Origin of the sequence: Virgibacillus sediminis, assembly GCF_042643265.1 — a bacterium.
Classification (GTDB): Bacteria; Bacillota; Bacilli; order Bacillales; family Amphibacillaceae; genus Virgibacillus_O; species Virgibacillus_O sediminis.
In genome coordinates, this window is sequence record NZ_JBHRRZ010000040.1 from 148,762 (window position 1) to 163,620 (window position 14,859).

Sequence of the window (14,859 nt, forward strand, 5' to 3'; positions counted from 1 at the left end):
ATGTTATTCCCCTTTTTGTTCATTTGACTGATACATGTAAAAGTATCCGCTGAATACTTTCTCGTTTTCTACAAAACTGTTTACATGCACAATAGTGAGGCCTTTCTCATTGATTCCCTCGACAGCAGCCTTGGCAACAACCCGTTCACCCAACTTTACCTGTCGAGTGAATTTCAATTCCGACTTGGCCGTCAATGCCAGTTCATCGTTGATGACTGCCACAGCAAGTGAATTGGCCTGCGCGAACAAATGATGGCCTCTCGCAATATTATTTCTCGAAAAAACATGCTCCGGCCTGATATCTAAAATGGAAATGGCCCGATGGTCAAGTTCCAGATCGATGATTTCACCAATGACCTCTTCGAGTGGCAAAGCTTTTACCGTCTCATTCCACCGATTGCTGGCAACATGTTTGATCCTCTCCCTCAGTTCAGGAATCGAAAGCTCCATCCGGTCCAAGCGGATGGTCTGTATACTTACTTCAAACAAATCGGCCAGTTGTTCGTCGGTGATGAACGGCGTCTCTTCAATTGTCTCCTTCAGCAACTTTTGACGTTCTATTTTGGATTTTTTCATGACTGACCCCATTTTAAACTATTCAAATTCAGGACCGCTTCCATCGGCATATATATCAGGCAGAGCGGTATAAAGAAGGGTCGGACAGCTATTTTTACACCAGAAGATGCTGTCTGATTCCTTCCCTATATCTCCCAAACTGAATATGGCTACCATTTTATGACTTGGTACTAACAGTAATATATAATATGCCTTTTAATTATGCAAGCATTCCAATTAATCCAGTTTGTCCGTAAAGGAGAAATGACGTTCCAGCCAATTTCTAAGTGGCTGGAAGTCGGCATCGTTCTCCAGCAGGTTCCCTTCAATGATCTCCTCTGCATCTTTGCGTGCAGTCTCGAGCGCACGGTAATCATGAACCATATCGGCCACTTTAAATTCAGGCACACCACTCTGCTTCTTACCAAAGAAATCTCCCGGCCCTCTGAGTTTCAAGTCCTCTTCAGAGAGCTCAAATCCATTCGTGGTTTCCGTCATGATTCTCATCCGCTCTTTTCCTGTCTCTCCCTTTGGATCCGCTATAAGAATACAATAACTTTGCTTGTCGCCCCTGCCGACACGCCCTCTCAACTGATGGAGCTGAGACAACCCGAAACGCTCTGCATCATAAATAACCATAATTGTTGCATTTGGAACATTCACTCCTACCTCTACTACGGTGGTAGAAACGAGGACTTGTATTTCGTTTGCTGCGAACTGTTTCATAATGTCATCTTTTTCCTCAGACCTCAGCCGTCCGTGCATTAAGCCTACATTAATTTCAGGGGGATAGTATTCTGCCAGCTGATGATAGAGATCCACCGCATTTTGGATATCCAATTTATCGGATTCTTCGATCAAGGGGCAGATAACATATGCCTGTTCACCCTGCCTAATATGTTTTTCCACAAAATCCAGGATTCTGTCCAGCATATTATCTTTTACCCAGTACGTCTCGATTTCTTTCCTTCCCACAGGCATTTCGTCAATAACCGATACATCCATATCGCCAAAGGCTGTTATAGCCAAAGTTCTTGGAATGGGAGTTGCTGTCATAAACAAAACGTCCGGGTCAAGCCCTTTATCTTTTAGTATTCTCCTTTGTTCCACACCAAACCTATGTTGTTCATCGACAATCACAAACCCTAAATCATGGAAGAATACGTCATCCTGGATAAGGGCATGGGTGCCGACAACAATGTCCGCTTCCTGATTGATCACTTGGTCGAGTATTTCTCTCCGTTTTTTCCCTTTCACTGAACCCGTAAGCAGTACAATATTCGCTCTGTTCCCAAACAGCTCTTTCAGCGATTCAACATGCTGCTCGGCAAGAATCTCAGTAGGAACCATTAAAGCCCCCTGCTTTCCTGCAGTAATGGAGGCATATAGGCATATAGCAGCCACCGCCGTTTTCCCTGACCCCACATCTCCCTGTAACAAACGGTTCATCCTATAGGGGGACTTCATATCGTTCAATATTTGCCGTAATGATTTTTGTTGGGCATCTGTTAAAGAAAATGGGAAACTTTCCATAAAGCTGGTAACTTCCTCTTTGTCATATAGTTGGGCATTACCTGTAGTAGATTCCCTCTGTATTTTCCTGAGAAGTTGCATCTTCAGCTGGAAAAGCAGAAACTCTTCATAGATAAACCTTCTGCGTGCATGCTTAAGTGCCACTCTGCTCTGGGGAAAATGCATCGTGTACAAAGCTTTCTCTCTAGAGGGCAGTTTGTAAGAATGTAAATACCTTTCCGGCAGCAGCTCTTCGATAGATTGGGAAAAGTCTTTAAAACCATTCTTAATTGCCTTTTTCAGCTTATAACTGGTCAAGTCCCCCTTTACGGAATAAACAGGCTGAATATCCTGCTGGCTCTGTGCCGCCCCTTTTTTATAGTTGCTTACCGTGATCTGCAGCCGATGTGCGTCCCACTTACCGGTAAGGGTTACGGTATCTCCACGTGCTAATTGCTTTTTTGCAAATGACCGATTGAACATGACAGCCTTCACAGCTACATTCTCCACCTCCACCGTGAAAGTGAGTCTGGACTTTTTTCTCCCATAAAAAGCAAGGGAAGGTTCATGGATGACCCTCCCCTCGATGGTAACTTTATCCTCATGAATCAATTCACTCAGCGGCTTTATTTCATACTGGTCATATCGGTAAGGGAAATAGTTAAGCAGATCTTCCACCGTGTAAATATCCACAGCTGCCAGTTCATCAGCAAGCTTTTCCCCTACTCCTTTCACTTCTGTTACAGTTTCCACCGACATCTTCATCACTCTCTCTATCCTGGTAGTCCAATAACTCATTACAGACTGCCTGGGCAATGCAATAACTGGAAAGCCCAGGTTATGTATATTCAACTTATCTATTGTAAATTATAACAAATAATCGTATAATAATCATTTGTGGATTGTATAACATTTTATACAATTGGGCGGGAGAGGGACAACAATATATAATGAGGAGATTACATGCCTTACAGCAAGAAGAACAACGATCTTCAGCCTGAAGGAAATCTTAAAGACGAATTAATGGCCGGCCTCGTCGGTTATCTGACAATGGTCTATATTGTTGTCGTCAACGGATCAATTCTAAGTGAAGCAGGCATTTCATTGGAAGCTGGAATGATGGCCACCATCCTTGCCAGTTTTGTGGGGACTTTGGTAATGGGGCTGGTCGCCAAGTTGCCATTGCTGTTGATTCCGGGAATGGGTATCAATGCATTATTTGCCTACTCTATTGTGGAAGGCAGTGGTCTTACCTATCAGGAGGGATTGGCGGTCGTTCTGATCGCGGCAGTCATTTTCATGATTACTGCTTTCAGCCGTTTAGGTGTTCTGCTGCGGGATGCCATCCCTGATACCTTGAAGCATGGGATCACAGCCGGCTTGGGGCTTTTTCTAATCCTCATCGGTTTGGAAAAAAGTGGATTGGTCATCAGTGGCACCAGCACTGTCGTTGCGATTGGAGATTTCACTTCTCCATCCGTCATTGCAGGCATTCTCACACTATTTCTGGCAATATTTCTATTCATTCGAAATGTACCTGCCAACTTTCTCATCACTATGATTGCGGGTACCGCTATTGCCTATTTGTTTGGCACGGTGGATACGTCTTCAGGGACCATGTTAGAGATAAATCCAGAAGAGCTGTTGTTCATCCCTTCCTTTACAGCGGTAGACGAATTAGCATTCTGGCTGTCTATTTTCCCATTGGCAATTATTCTGATATTCGAGAACATGGGTATTCTCCATGGGCAGCTGGAAATGCTCGATAAGCATGGGCAGTACAAGCGTGCTTACCAGGTTACTTCTTTCTCTACCCTGACATGCGCTTTCTTTGGCACTTCTCCAACAGTTTCCGCTGCAGAGAATGCGGCAGTTATCGCATCCAAAGGGAAGACAGGCAAAGCAGCCATAACAGCTGCACTCTTATTCTTGGGGACCATCTTTATTATCCCATGGATATCGATTATACCGGACACAGCGATCAGCCCGATTTTGATTATCGTCGGGATTCTCATGGCCCAGAGCCTACGACATATCCCAATGGATAATTTGCCTGAAGCGCTGCCTGGTTTTTTGATTGTCGTACTGATTCCATTCACCTACAGTATTGCAGATGGAATGGCCTTCGGATTTATTGCCTATCCGATAGTGAAGCTGGCACAAGGTCGTTATAAAGACCTGTCACCAACCCTTGTAATTATATCCATGTTATTTGTACTGGATTTAGTCATGAAAATAACCGGCTTATAAAGTCCAATTCCGGTTACACAACTAAAAATCCAGTCAAAAAACCGTGTTTATAGTAAGGAAGTATATAAAAAATCCGAACTGATTCGTATTCTAACAGAAGAATTTGAATCAAGTTCGGATTTTTCTTTTGATCCTTTACAGCCCGCATTCGAACCCCTGCATCCATGCAGCTTGCCCATATGAACGGTATGTTCGTGAATCTCCGGAGGCTGAGCGGCCAAGACCCCAACCTCCGAGAGACTGCTAAACAACTACCCGCAAGGCGAGGGCACAGTCCGTAACTCACCAGCCGGGCGTGTATACCTTCATTCAGGGCATTACTCCACTGAGAAGATATATGAGTAAATAGGCTGGCCGCCCTTGTGATGCTCAACCTCTATATCTTCATAATTCTCTTCAATAAATTTCACAAGTTCTTCAGCCTCAGTATCATCTGCATCCTCTCCCTGAAGAATGGTAAGAATCTCATCATCATCACCGATCATTTGCTCAAGGAGTGATTTGACCGTTGCAAGCTTATCAATATTGGACGATTTGATTTCCCCGTCCAGGATACCCATGAAGTTTCCGTTCTCAATTGTCATTCCGTCAATTTGAGTATCCCGTACAGCGTAGGTTACCTGTCCAGTCTTCACTTGTTTTCTAGCTTCATCCATTGCTGCTTTATTGGCAGTAATATCCGCATCCGGATGAAATGCGAGCATAGCGCTGATACCCTGCGGAATAGTCTTCGTTGGAACCACTGCAACTTCCGATTCAGCAAGGTCTGCTGCCTGGTCGGCTGCCATCAGGATATTTTTATTATTCGGAAGAACCAATACTTTCTTTGCGTTAGCCTGTTGTATTGCTTCGGTAATGTCCTGGGTACTCGGATTCATGGTCTGGCCGCCTTCAATAACTACTGTAGCGCCCAAGCTTTCCAAAAGCTCCTTCAAGCCGCTTCCCATGGCAACCGTCACAATTCCATATTCCGCCTGTTCTTTTTTCTGTTCTTCTTGATTCCGCTTTCCAACAATTGCTGTGTGTTGTTCCCGCATATTCTCTATTTTCAAGTTTATCAGGCTGCCGTACTGCTGACCGAGAGTAAGTACAGTACCCGGATATTCAGCGTGCACGTGCACCTTTACCACTTCATCATCGGAGACCACCAGCAGTGAATCCCCATGTTCACTAAGTTCATTGCGGAACTCCTCTTCCTTGAATGGATTTTCCGCCAACTTTTCCTCCTCCAGCTTTACCATGAATTCCGTACAGTAGCCGAACTCGATTTCCGATGTGTCCATAAAATCCTGGCTAATTTTATGATGTTCAGCACTTACCATGTCTTCCATATCAATATTACTGTCAGCTGCAGGAAGCTCTTCCCCTTTTAATACAGCTAGGAAGCCTTCATAGATTGTCACAAGCCCTTGGCCGCCCGAATCAACTACGCCTACCTCTTTGAGGACAGGGAGAAGCTCGGGTGTTCTTTTCAGTGAAGCCTTCGCGGCAGCTACCACCGCCTCCATAAAAGCGATTACATCCTTTTCCGTCCCGGCAGATTCAGCAGCTTTTTCTGCAGCATCTTTCGCAACTGTCAGTATTGTGCCCTCTACTGGTTTGATAACAGCTTTATAAGCTGTTGTAACCCCACTTTCGAAAGCTTCCGCAAGATCTTCCGTCGTCAATGCCTGCTTCTTGTCCATCCCTTTAGAAAACCCACGGAAAATCTGCGATAGAATTACACCGGAATTCCCCCTGGCTCCCATCAACAAGCCCTTTGCAAAAGAATTGGCAACCACGGAAATATCATTGCTGTTGAGTTTTTTTACTTCGTTTGCTCCTGAAGTCATTGATAAATTCATGTTTGTCCCCGTATCCCCGTCTGGTACCGGGAAGACATTTAATGCATCAATTTTTTGGGCATTATTTGACAAGTGGTATGCTCCTGAGAGCACCATCTGTGTAAATGTACTGCCATCTAATCGTTGAAGCGTCACTGCATTTCCTCCTTTGATCACAAAAAAGCGTCGTCGCCTGTCTATGTTGTATGTACTCTAAATGGCCTTTTCAGGACATGGTAAGATTACAGCCCTTACCGCCAGACAGTAAGAAACCAATTTCTACTTCAGTACGGGCAGAAATAGATCAATGGCGGCTAACTATTGCCATGGTAAATCACAAAAGACTAATCCTTTGCCACTCTTACTCCTTGAATATATATATTTACGGAATCAATCTCCAGGCCTAGCGATTGATTCAGGGTATACTTCACTTGAGACTGCATATTATGGGCCACTTCCGAGATCTTCGTGCCATAGCTTACGATTATATACATATCGATATGGAGGTGGTTGTTCTCCTGACGCACCACTACCCCTTTAGAGTAATTTTCTTTTCTTAGTATTTCAGCTATTCCATCACGTATCTGACTTTTGGATGCCATCCCAACAATACCATAGCACTCTACAGCTGCACCGCCGGCAATGGTTGCGATTACCTCATTAGTAATGGTCACTTGGCCATCATTTGTATTCAATTCAATGGACATTATAATCCTCCTTGAACTCGACTTTATATAGACATATTCTACTACAGGGGGACTGATTTTAAAAGCAGGGACCAATCCCTGTAATTGAATCCCTTATTACAATGGACGATAACCCTTTTTCTGTCAAGCCATTTAACTTTATACCTTATTAAAAATAAATTGCAATCTGCCATTACATGTGATAAATTATATAAGTATCAAAAATGACACATGTATGAGTAGGAGGGATTATCATGGCCAGAAAATGTGTTGTTACCGGTCGTAAAACCCGCAGCGGAAATCAGCGTTCCCACGCTATGAATTCCAATAAGCGTAACTGGAAAGCTAATGTTCAAAAAGTGCGTATTATGGTAGATGGAAAACCAAAACGTGTTTATGTTTCTGCACGTGCCCTGAAATCAGGTAAAGTAGAGCGCGTATAATATAGGCATTAGTCTATTTCATAGAAAAAGCACCCTTTTCAATAAGGGTGCTTTTTCTATATCCTCCTCTTGGCTAGAGCAGGGAAAAAATAAGCTTCTGCCAATTATGACAAAAGCCTGATCAATTTTTTACTTATCTTTCTTCAACGTGCCGATGACAACTTTTACAAATCCACCGATAAATCTAGGGAGTTTAATCGTATAAAATTTCATGAGTGCACCCTCCTCTAATAACAAAGCAAACCTAGAAAGGAATCGTGTCACGACTCTTTACTAGTAATAGTATGCCTTCGTCAAAAGAAAAAGTACCATATTTTGAAATAAGCTCATTGGATATACATAGCGTCGATCCCCAGGAAATATCCTCCTTTACCAGTGGATATTTAAACCCGGACAGCGATAGGCCGCTGACTTCCCTTGAATAAGGAATAAAGGAAATCAGCGGAAAATCCGGGTTGCTTTCTACCTGATAGCTGCCGGGAAGTGTCATTTCCAGCAGGTTTGAACTGTCCGCAACAATTCCCCGAATTCCTTTATGAATGACAGAGTATAAGAGCTGGATATTCACCAATTCATGATCAAGTCTTCCACCCGTTACGCCAAATAGATAAATGGTGTGAGGCTGGAGATCAAATGCCTTTAGCAGGGCGATTTCCAAGTCCGTTTCGTCTTTCTCGGAAGGATATCCTTCATAGCTTGCCGCTGCCTGCTTGATAAGACTCATTTGCTGGTCATCGACAGAATCAAAATCACCAACTGCAAAGTCGACAGGCATCTGTTGTTCTACCAGCGTCATAGCTCCACGGTCTGCACCTATCCAAACATCTACATGCTCAGTAAATTTTGCCAAATCAGCACATAAAGCTGGTGGTCCATTTCCTACTATGCCTACAACTGTCATTTCTCTATTCCCTTTCAGCGGCTTCACGTATTTCTCTGATCGCCTCATGTCGGTTGCTCCGATTGAAGATGGCACTTCCGGCAACCAGTACGTCAGCACCAGCTTGGGCACACTTTCTGGCAGTATGAACGTTCACACCGCCATCCACCTCAATTTCAAATGACAGATTTTTATCCTGCCGCCATTTGGCCAACTGTTCAATTTTTCCAACCATACTGTTAATAAAAGACTGTCCTCCGAACCCGGGGTTGACGGTCATGATAAGCACAAGATCCACTTCCTCCAAAATCGGCAGCAGCATTTCAACGGGTGTTGCCGGATTGATGACAACCCCTGCCTTGGCTCCGTGATCCTTAATCTGCTGGATCGACCGATGAAGATGTACTGCAGCCTCCTGATGAATCGTGATGATGGAAGCACCAGCCTCCGCAAACGCCGAGATATATGCATCTGGATTCTGGATCATCAGATGTACGTCCAACGGTAGATCTGTTACCGGCTTGATGGCTTCCACCACCAAAGGGCCAATTGTTATGTTAGGAACAAAGTGACCGTCCATGACATCTACATGGATATAGTCAGCCCCTCCCTTTTCCACGTTTTTTATCTCTTCCCCAAGCTTGGAAAAATCTGCAGATAATATTGATGGCGCTATTTTTGTCATGTCTAATACCTCGGCTTTCTAGATTGTATTTCTTCCAAGAATTGCAGGTAATGCTCATACCTGTACGATTTTATTTCTCCCGTTTCCACAGCTTGTTTCACTGCGCATTTCGGTTCTTTGTGATGCCGGCATCCACGGAATTTGCATAGTCTCTTTCTCTCCCGCATTTCAGGGAAACAATCCGCTAATTCGTCCGCTTCCACTTCATTAAAATCAAGGGCACTGAAGCCAGGTGTATCAGCTACAAGCCCACCCTTAATCTCAACCAGTTCGACATGCCGTGTCGTATGCTTGCCCCTGCCTAGACTCCTTGAAATCTCACCGGTTTCTAAAAGGAGGGAGGGATGCAGCGCATTGAGCAGGGAAGATTTTCCTACTCCCGACTGTCCGGCAAAAACAGTAACTTTTTTATCAAAGTAATGGTCCAACACCGGCAGGTTTTCACTGTCCTTTGAGGATAACATTTCCACATCATAGCCGATTTCCCGATAGTTTTTGCTGTACTGCTCTATCTCCCTCTTCTCTGCTTCGGTAACAGCATCCATTTTTGTAACGAAAATGACTGGAGTGATCTCCTTCGCTTCTATTAGGACAAGAAACCTGTCCAAAAGCATAGGGCTGAAGTCTGGGCGGACGGCGGAGGCAATGATGATGACCTGATCGATATTAGCGATCGGCGGCCGGACGAGCTCATTTTCGCGATCTTTTATATCCATGATATATCCTTCGCCTGCCTCATTTTCATCAAAAGATACAAAGTCACCGACCAGAGGGGTGATTTTCCTATTGCGGAAAACGCCCCGTCCCCTGCATTGGTAGACTTCTCCCCCGGACTGTACATAGTAGAATCCGCTTAACGCTTTTATAATTCTTCCTTCCGCCATTCAACCACCCTCTTCATACGTAACAACTTCATTTGTAACGACTTCATCGTCCCGCATTATCATATACTCCGCTTCATCATCAGGGGCAATCGTCAAATCAAATGTGAATTCCTTGTCTTCTGTTATGGTTTCTTCATAAAAAACTTCTGACAGGTTATTATTAAGGTCATCAACATAGATCCTTACCATCTGCCCTTCCTGCTCTTCTCCGTCCTCTCCAGCCGATTCATCTTCAGTTGGAACATACTCAACCATGGACGTAATGGATTGGGTGACAGGTGGCAGTTCTTCCGGCCCGGTGGAAATATACACCTGGACAGTAGATCCTTCCTCAAGCTCTGTACTTGATTCCGGTTCTTGCCGGACAACCTGTCCTTCAGGTACATTATCCGAAGATTCCTCGATCACTTCCATTTTCAAATTTTCATCTTCAAGCTCTTTCCTCGCTTGTTCCTCCGTCATCCCCCGGAGATTGTTCAGCTCGATTAGCTCCGGTCCTGTACTGACTTCAAAGATGACCCGTGCTTCACTCGGAACGACTTCACTGTCCGGCATAGGCTGTATCTGAGTGATGATTTCTCCTTTTGGCCGGTCTGAAGGCTCCCCGTAACTTCTTATATCGGTATAGCCCCTTTGACTGAGAATGCGTTCCACCTGATCGAAATCCCTGCCGACATAATCATCAAATGTAAATTTCTCTTTGCCCTGGCTTACAAAGACAGTAACAACCGTTCCCTCTTTAACGGTCCTTCCTGCTCGAGGTGCTGTCCGTTCCACATGATCTTCTTCTATTTCATCCGAATAAACCTGCTCCTCTTCAACCTCAAGATTCAAGGCGGCCAGCTCTTCAGCTGCCTCGGCATAATCCAGATCAATCACATCCGGCACCGTAACATCTTTCGGCTGAGCGAGCACATATGTTGTGGCTCCAGCGGCAATGAAAATAAGAATCACGGCGGTGAGCCATAGCCAAGTTTTTCTTCGCTTTTTTCTCGGTTCCTTTACTTTCTTTTTTGCTTTTCCGTTCGACTGGCGGTTTTCATCATCGGCAAAGCTTTTGGTGCTCCCGCCAGTATGGTGGATCATCGTTTCCTGATCAGCATCAGATCTAATCTGATCATCTGTAATTACAGGAATAGCTTTTGTTTCTTCACCCGCTTCCTGTGGTGGGGTATATACTTCCTCATTCAGCCTGTCAGGATCGAGTGCATGTGCGACAGCTTCTTCCAAATCATATACAGTATTGTAACGATGAAAAGGATCCTTCGCTGTTGCTTGAAGAACTATATTTTCCACACTTTGCGGAATTTCAGGATTATATTTTCTTACTGATGGTGTATCACTCTGCAGATGTTTCAGGGCAATGGAAACAGGCGATTGGCCAGAAAATGGCAGCCTTCCTGTCAGCAATTCATAAAAGACGATTCCAATCGAGTAAATGTCCGATTTTTTGGTCGCCATACCGCCCCTGGCTTGTTCCGGTGATAAATAATGCACCGATCCCAAGATAGAATTTGTCTGTGTGAGAGAAGTAGCACTAAGGGCAATGGCAATGCCAAAATCTGTCACTTTGATTTGTCCATAGCTGTCTATCAAAATGTTTTGCGGCTTAATGTCACGGTGGACAATACCATTTTCATGTGCATGCGCTATTGCCGCAGTCAGCTGGTTCATAATATCCAATGCTTCACGAACATCAATTGGTCCATATCGTTGTATGTATTCCTTAAGGGTCATTCCATCCACATATTCCATGACCATATATAAAATATGATCATCCTCACCTACATCATAGATGTTTACAATGTTTGGGTGGGCCAAACTCGCAGCGGCATGCGCCTCCCGATGGAACCGGGCTATGAACTCCTCATCGTTGGCATACTCCAGACGAAGAACTTTGACGGCTGCTTCCCTATCAAGGATGATATCCTTTGCCAGATAAACATCTGCCATTCCTCCTCCGCCTATCGATTCTTTGATTTCATAGCGGTCATTAAGCAAGCGTCCGTTCAGCATCAGCCCTCACCTGCTTTCACCGGCGTATCCTGCTGAAGAAATATTAAAGAAATATTATCTTCCCCACCTCTGTCATTTGATAGATCAATCAATTGCTGGCCGATTTCATCTAAACCGCTGCCGCTTTTAAATTGTTCAGCTATTTCCTCATCCATTACTTTATCAGTAAGACCATCGGTGCAAAGAAGGAATATACTTCCGGATTCAAAGCTGAGTGTCTTGATATCTGCCGACACCTCTGCCTCAGTCCCAAGTGCCTTCAAAACAACATTCTTTCTTGGATGGTTTTGGGCCTCGTCCTTGGTAATTTGCCCCGACTGAACTAGAGCGTTTACTAGGGAATGATCCTCCGTAATCTGTTGAAAATTCCCTTCATATATCCTATAGCACCGGCTATCGCCAATATGGGCGATAGTAACAAATTCTTCTGCAAAGACGGTAATGACGATCGTAGTTCCCATCCCATGGCATTCTTCAATCTCCTGTGAACGGGTATAAATGGCATGGTTTATTTCATCAACAGTTTGTGTAAGCCACTCTTCCGTCTTTTCCGGTTCGTGGAAAGTACCGCTCTTCAACCACTTTTCTTCCAACAAAGATGTAGCCATGCGGCTCGCTACATCTCCCGCCCTATGGCCGCCCATACCATCAGCAATCACAGCCAAACACTGTCCGGCAGTATTATAAAAAACCCCACCAGCATCTTCATTATGGCTTCTGACCCGCCCTGTATCTGTTAGGAATTTGCCTTTCATCCAATCCCCCCTATATAACAGCCGGCTCCTACCTAAGAATAGGCTGTTATGCTTAGCTTTTACGTCTTAATCTGGATAGGAAAAACCCATCCGTCTGAAAAGAGTGTGGGAATAACTGCAAACCATACTCTGTAATACCTGCAGACCCTTTTATCGCGTCAGGCAGCTCATCAAAAAAAGAATCATCTACTTGAAAATTTTGGTGATTTTCCAGGAACTTTTCCACCACTTGTTCATTTTCTTCCATATCAACTGTACATGTACTATATACAAGCAGGCCATCCTGTTTGAGTAGTGGCGCTAGATGGTCGAGGATATCGTATTGAATCTGGGACAGCCGCTTAATATCAGCTTCCTCTTTGCCATATTTTATTTCCGGCTTGCCTCTGACTACCCCAAGGCCAGAACAAGGAGCATCTACCAGAATTCTGTCAAAGCTCTCCTCTTCATGCTGTTCACGAAGTTTTCTTGCATCTGCCTGGTTGGCATGGATAATGGACAATTCAAGCGCCTCTGATTTTTCATCAATCAGTTTTACCTTTTTCTTATGCAAATCATACGCATGAACACTGCCTTGATTGTTCATTTTTTCAGCAATATGGGTGGCCTTCCCTCCAGGTGCACTGCAGGCATCAAGCACCTTCATTCCCGGCTCAGGCCGAAGCATTTCCGCTACAAGCATCGAACTTTGATCCTGGATAGTCAGATAGCCTTCCTTATAGAGGCTGCTCTTCAGGACATTGCCTTCTTCGATAATAATGCCCTGTCTTGAAAACTCGGAAGGCCTCGTTTTCAGCCCTTCTTCATTCAGTCTGTCTACTGCTTCGTCCCGGGAGATCCTCATTGGCTGAACACGGACGGAATGGGTTTTCCTAGCAAGGTTTGCCTCACACATCTCTTTTGCAGTGTCGACGCCATAAAAGGAAACCCACCTTTTCACCAGCCATTCGGGGTGGCTGGTTTCCACTGCGAGGCGCTTAGTCTCATCCTTTATGGAAGCTGTTTCCCTTACCCCTTTGCGTTGGACACTGCGCAGCACACCGTTTACAAATGAGGCAATCCCTTTATGCCCCCGCTGTTTGGCAATCTCTACTGCCTCATGGATGATGGCATGGTCAGGAATCTTATCCAGGAAAACCATTTGATAAACGCTCATCCTCAGCAGCATTCTTACCCAAGGATCCATCTTCTTCTTTTCATTTACAAAATCCTCCAAATAGAAATCCAATGTATACTTCCGCTGGATGGTTCCGTAGACAACTTCCGTCAGGAGACTTTCATCCTTAGCGTTAATTTTACCGGATTTTAGTTCGTGATCAATAAGCAGATGGCTGAAACCTTTATCTTGATCAATTCTAATCAGTACATCCAAGATGCTGTTCCTAAGTTGGTAATCACTCATATGAATCTCCCAATATGACTCCTGTTTGAATTCTCTCTGAAGAACCAAGCAGGTAATTTTTTACCGGCATACGCTTTTTTCCGGCCGGTTGTATTTCCGTGATTCTGATGCCTTTCCCGTTTCCGGCTGCGACAGTAAACGACGCTTCATCTTTATTAACAATTTCCCCCGGTCTGCCTTCATAATTACTGTTATCCTTCTCTCCCCACCATATTTTCATGTTTTCTCCTTCATAGGTAGTGGAGGCTACAGGCCATGGGTGCAGACCGCGTATTTGGTTGTAGATTGCGTCATGCGGCCGGGTCCAGTCGATTCTTTCCTGTTCCCGCTTAATATTAGCTGCAAATGTAGCTTCTTCATCATCCTGCTTGATGGGAGCAATTTCACCAGCGAACAGCTTTGGCAGGGTGTCTCTCAATAATTTAGAACCAGCTTCTGAAAGCTTATCATGCAGTGAACCAACGTGTTCTGTTTCCTCTATCGGCACCTTCACTTGTTTAAGTATATCTCCTGCATCCAGCTTCTCCACCATATACATAATAGTAATACCAGTTTCTGTCTTTCCTTGCATAATGGCATAATGGATAGGTGCCCCTCCACGAAGTTCAGGAAGCAGGGAGGCATGGACATTGATACAGCCATATTCAGGTCCTTCCAGCAATGCTTTTGGGAGTATTTGGCCATAAGCGGCAGTTACAATCAAGTCAGGACGGTAAGAGAGGATTTCCTCGTACTCCTCTCTTACCTTTTCCGGCTGGTAAACAGGGATGTTATGCTTCTCTGCCTCTACCTTTACAGGCGAAGGGGTCAGCGTCCGCTTCCTTCCCTTTGGCCTGTCCGGCTGCGTGACGGCGAGTACCACCTCATATTTTGTGTCTAACAGTTCCTGTAATACTGGCACGGAAAAGTCGGGGGTTCCCATAAAAACAATTCGTTTCATCTTATACCTTCTTTCTGTATCGCGATGC

Annotated in this window: 14 protein-coding genes; 2 read left to right on the forward strand and 12 right to left on the reverse strand. The window is 44.6% G+C overall.

All coding sequences use genetic code 11. From position 1 onward, the window contains the following. Window positions 1-3: 3 nt before the first annotated feature. Window positions 4-576 (reverse strand): transcription factor FapR, encoded by a 573-nt coding sequence (fapR, locus tag ACFODW_RS17615; protein ID WP_390308168.1) that lies wholly within the window; start codon window positions 574-576, stop codon window positions 4-6. Between the two features lie 216 nt (window positions 577-792). Continuing rightward, complete coding sequence (gene recG, locus ACFODW_RS17620; protein WP_390308425.1) at window positions 793-2,826, reverse strand: ATP-dependent DNA helicase RecG; 2,034 nt, start codon at window positions 2,824-2,826, stop codon at window positions 793-795. Window positions 2,827-3,030: 204 nt separating this feature from the next. On the opposite strand from recG, the gene ACFODW_RS17625 reads away from it, so the two are divergent. Further along, window positions 3,031-4,317: an NCS2 family permease gene (locus tag ACFODW_RS17625; protein WP_390308169.1), complete on the forward strand. Its 1,287-nt coding sequence runs from the start codon at window positions 3,031-3,033 to the stop codon at window positions 4,315-4,317. A gap of 317 nt (window positions 4,318-4,634) precedes the next feature. On the opposite strand, the gene ACFODW_RS17630 is transcribed toward ACFODW_RS17625, so the two are convergent. Continuing rightward, a complete protein-coding gene (locus ACFODW_RS17630; RefSeq protein WP_390308171.1) occupies window positions 4,635-6,296 on the reverse strand; it encodes a DAK2 domain-containing protein in 1,662 nt (553 codons plus the stop codon). Between the two features lie 188 nt (window positions 6,297-6,484). Further along, window positions 6,485-6,847, reverse strand: a complete 363-nt coding sequence (locus tag ACFODW_RS17635) for an Asp23/Gls24 family envelope stress response protein (protein WP_390308173.1) — start codon at window positions 6,845-6,847, stop codon at window positions 6,485-6,487. Window positions 6,848-7,080: 233 nt separating this feature from the next. Here ACFODW_RS17635 and rpmB point away from each other — a divergent pair, with 233 nt between their 5' ends. Further along, window positions 7,081-7,269: a 50S ribosomal protein L28 gene (rpmB, locus tag ACFODW_RS17640; RefSeq protein ID WP_072886868.1), complete on the forward strand. Its 189-nt coding sequence runs from the start codon at window positions 7,081-7,083 to the stop codon at window positions 7,267-7,269. A 129-nt stretch (window positions 7,270-7,398) separates the two neighbouring features. Here the strand turns inward: rpmB and spoVM are convergent, their stop codons facing one another. From spoVM to fmt, 8 genes are read right to left on the reverse strand one after another with little or no spacing between them, the layout of a single operon-like run. Next, a complete protein-coding gene (spoVM, locus tag ACFODW_RS17645) occupies window positions 7,399-7,482 on the reverse strand; it encodes a stage V sporulation protein SpoVM (protein ID WP_390308426.1) in 84 nt (27 codons plus the stop codon). Between the two features lie 31 nt (window positions 7,483-7,513). After that, the gene (locus tag ACFODW_RS17650) at window positions 7,514-8,218 is read right to left on the reverse strand and encodes a thiamine diphosphokinase (RefSeq protein WP_390308174.1); all 705 of its coding nucleotides are present in this window, start codon (window positions 8,216-8,218) and stop codon (window positions 7,514-7,516) included. Beyond that, a complete protein-coding gene (rpe, locus tag ACFODW_RS17655) occupies window positions 8,175-8,834 on the reverse strand; it encodes a ribulose-phosphate 3-epimerase (protein ID WP_390308176.1) in 660 nt (219 codons plus the stop codon). Before rpe ends, ACFODW_RS17650 begins: the two co-directional genes overlap by 44 nt. A 2-nt stretch (window positions 8,835-8,836) precedes the next feature. Next, a complete protein-coding gene (gene rsgA, locus ACFODW_RS17660; RefSeq protein ID WP_390308178.1) occupies window positions 8,837-9,718 on the reverse strand; it encodes a ribosome small subunit-dependent GTPase A in 882 nt (293 codons plus the stop codon). Continuing rightward, a complete protein-coding gene (gene pknB / locus ACFODW_RS17665) occupies window positions 9,719-11,734 on the reverse strand; it encodes a Stk1 family PASTA domain-containing Ser/Thr kinase (RefSeq protein WP_390308180.1) in 2,016 nt (671 codons plus the stop codon). Further along, entirely contained in the window at window positions 11,734-12,489 is a 756-nt protein-coding gene (locus ACFODW_RS17670; RefSeq protein WP_390308182.1) for a Stp1/IreP family PP2C-type Ser/Thr phosphatase, read from the reverse strand. The genes pknB and ACFODW_RS17670 overlap by 1 nt, the downstream gene beginning before the upstream one ends. 52 nt (window positions 12,490-12,541) lie before the next feature. After that, complete coding sequence (gene rsmB / locus ACFODW_RS17675; protein WP_390308185.1) at window positions 12,542-13,891, reverse strand: 16S rRNA (cytosine(967)-C(5))-methyltransferase RsmB; 1,350 nt, start codon at window positions 13,889-13,891, stop codon at window positions 12,542-12,544. Continuing rightward, window positions 13,884-14,831, reverse strand: a complete 948-nt coding sequence (fmt, locus tag ACFODW_RS17680) for a methionyl-tRNA formyltransferase (RefSeq protein ID WP_390308187.1) — start codon at window positions 14,829-14,831, stop codon at window positions 13,884-13,886. The genes rsmB and fmt overlap by 8 nt, the downstream gene beginning before the upstream one ends. Between the last annotated feature and the right edge of the window lie 28 nt (window positions 14,832-14,859).

Excerpts from the sequence above, each read along its gene's own strand:
- fapR (WP_390308168.1), bottom strand. The coding sequence starts at position 576 with ATGAAAAAATCCAAAATAGAACGTCAAAAGTTGCTGAAGGAGACAATT.
- recG (WP_390308425.1), bottom strand. The coding sequence starts at position 2,826 with ATGTCGGTGGAAACTGTAACAGAAGTGAAAGGAGTAGGGGAAAAGCTT.
- ACFODW_RS17625 (WP_390308169.1), top strand. The coding sequence starts at position 3,031 with ATGCCTTACAGCAAGAAGAACAACGATCTTCAGCCTGAAGGAAATCTT.
- ACFODW_RS17635 (WP_390308173.1), bottom strand. The coding sequence starts at position 6,847 with ATGTCCATTGAATTGAATACAAATGATGGCCAAGTGACCATTACTAAT.
- rpmB (WP_072886868.1), top strand. The coding sequence starts at position 7,081 with ATGGCCAGAAAATGTGTTGTTACCGGTCGTAAAACCCGCAGCGGAAAT.
- spoVM (WP_390308426.1), bottom strand. The coding sequence starts at position 7,482 with ATGAAATTTTATACGATTAAACTCCCTAGATTTATCGGTGGATTTGTA.
- ACFODW_RS17650 (WP_390308174.1), bottom strand. The coding sequence starts at position 8,218 with ATGAGGCGATCAGAGAAATACGTGAAGCCGCTGAAAGGGAATAGAGAA.
- rpe (WP_390308176.1), bottom strand. The coding sequence starts at position 8,834 with ATGACAAAAATAGCGCCATCAATATTATCTGCAGATTTTTCCAAGCTT.
- rsgA (WP_390308178.1), bottom strand. The coding sequence starts at position 9,718 with ATGGCGGAAGGAAGAATTATAAAAGCGTTAAGCGGATTCTACTATGTA.
- pknB (WP_390308180.1), bottom strand. The coding sequence starts at position 11,734 with ATGCTGAACGGACGCTTGCTTAATGACCGCTATGAAATCAAAGAATCG.
- ACFODW_RS17670 (WP_390308182.1), bottom strand. The coding sequence starts at position 12,489 with ATGAAAGGCAAATTCCTAACAGATACAGGGCGGGTCAGAAGCCATAAT.
- rsmB (WP_390308185.1), bottom strand. The coding sequence starts at position 13,891 with ATGAGTGATTACCAACTTAGGAACAGCATCTTGGATGTACTGATTAGA.
- fmt (WP_390308187.1), bottom strand. The coding sequence starts at position 14,831 with ATGAAACGAATTGTTTTTATGGGAACCCCCGACTTTTCCGTGCCAGTA.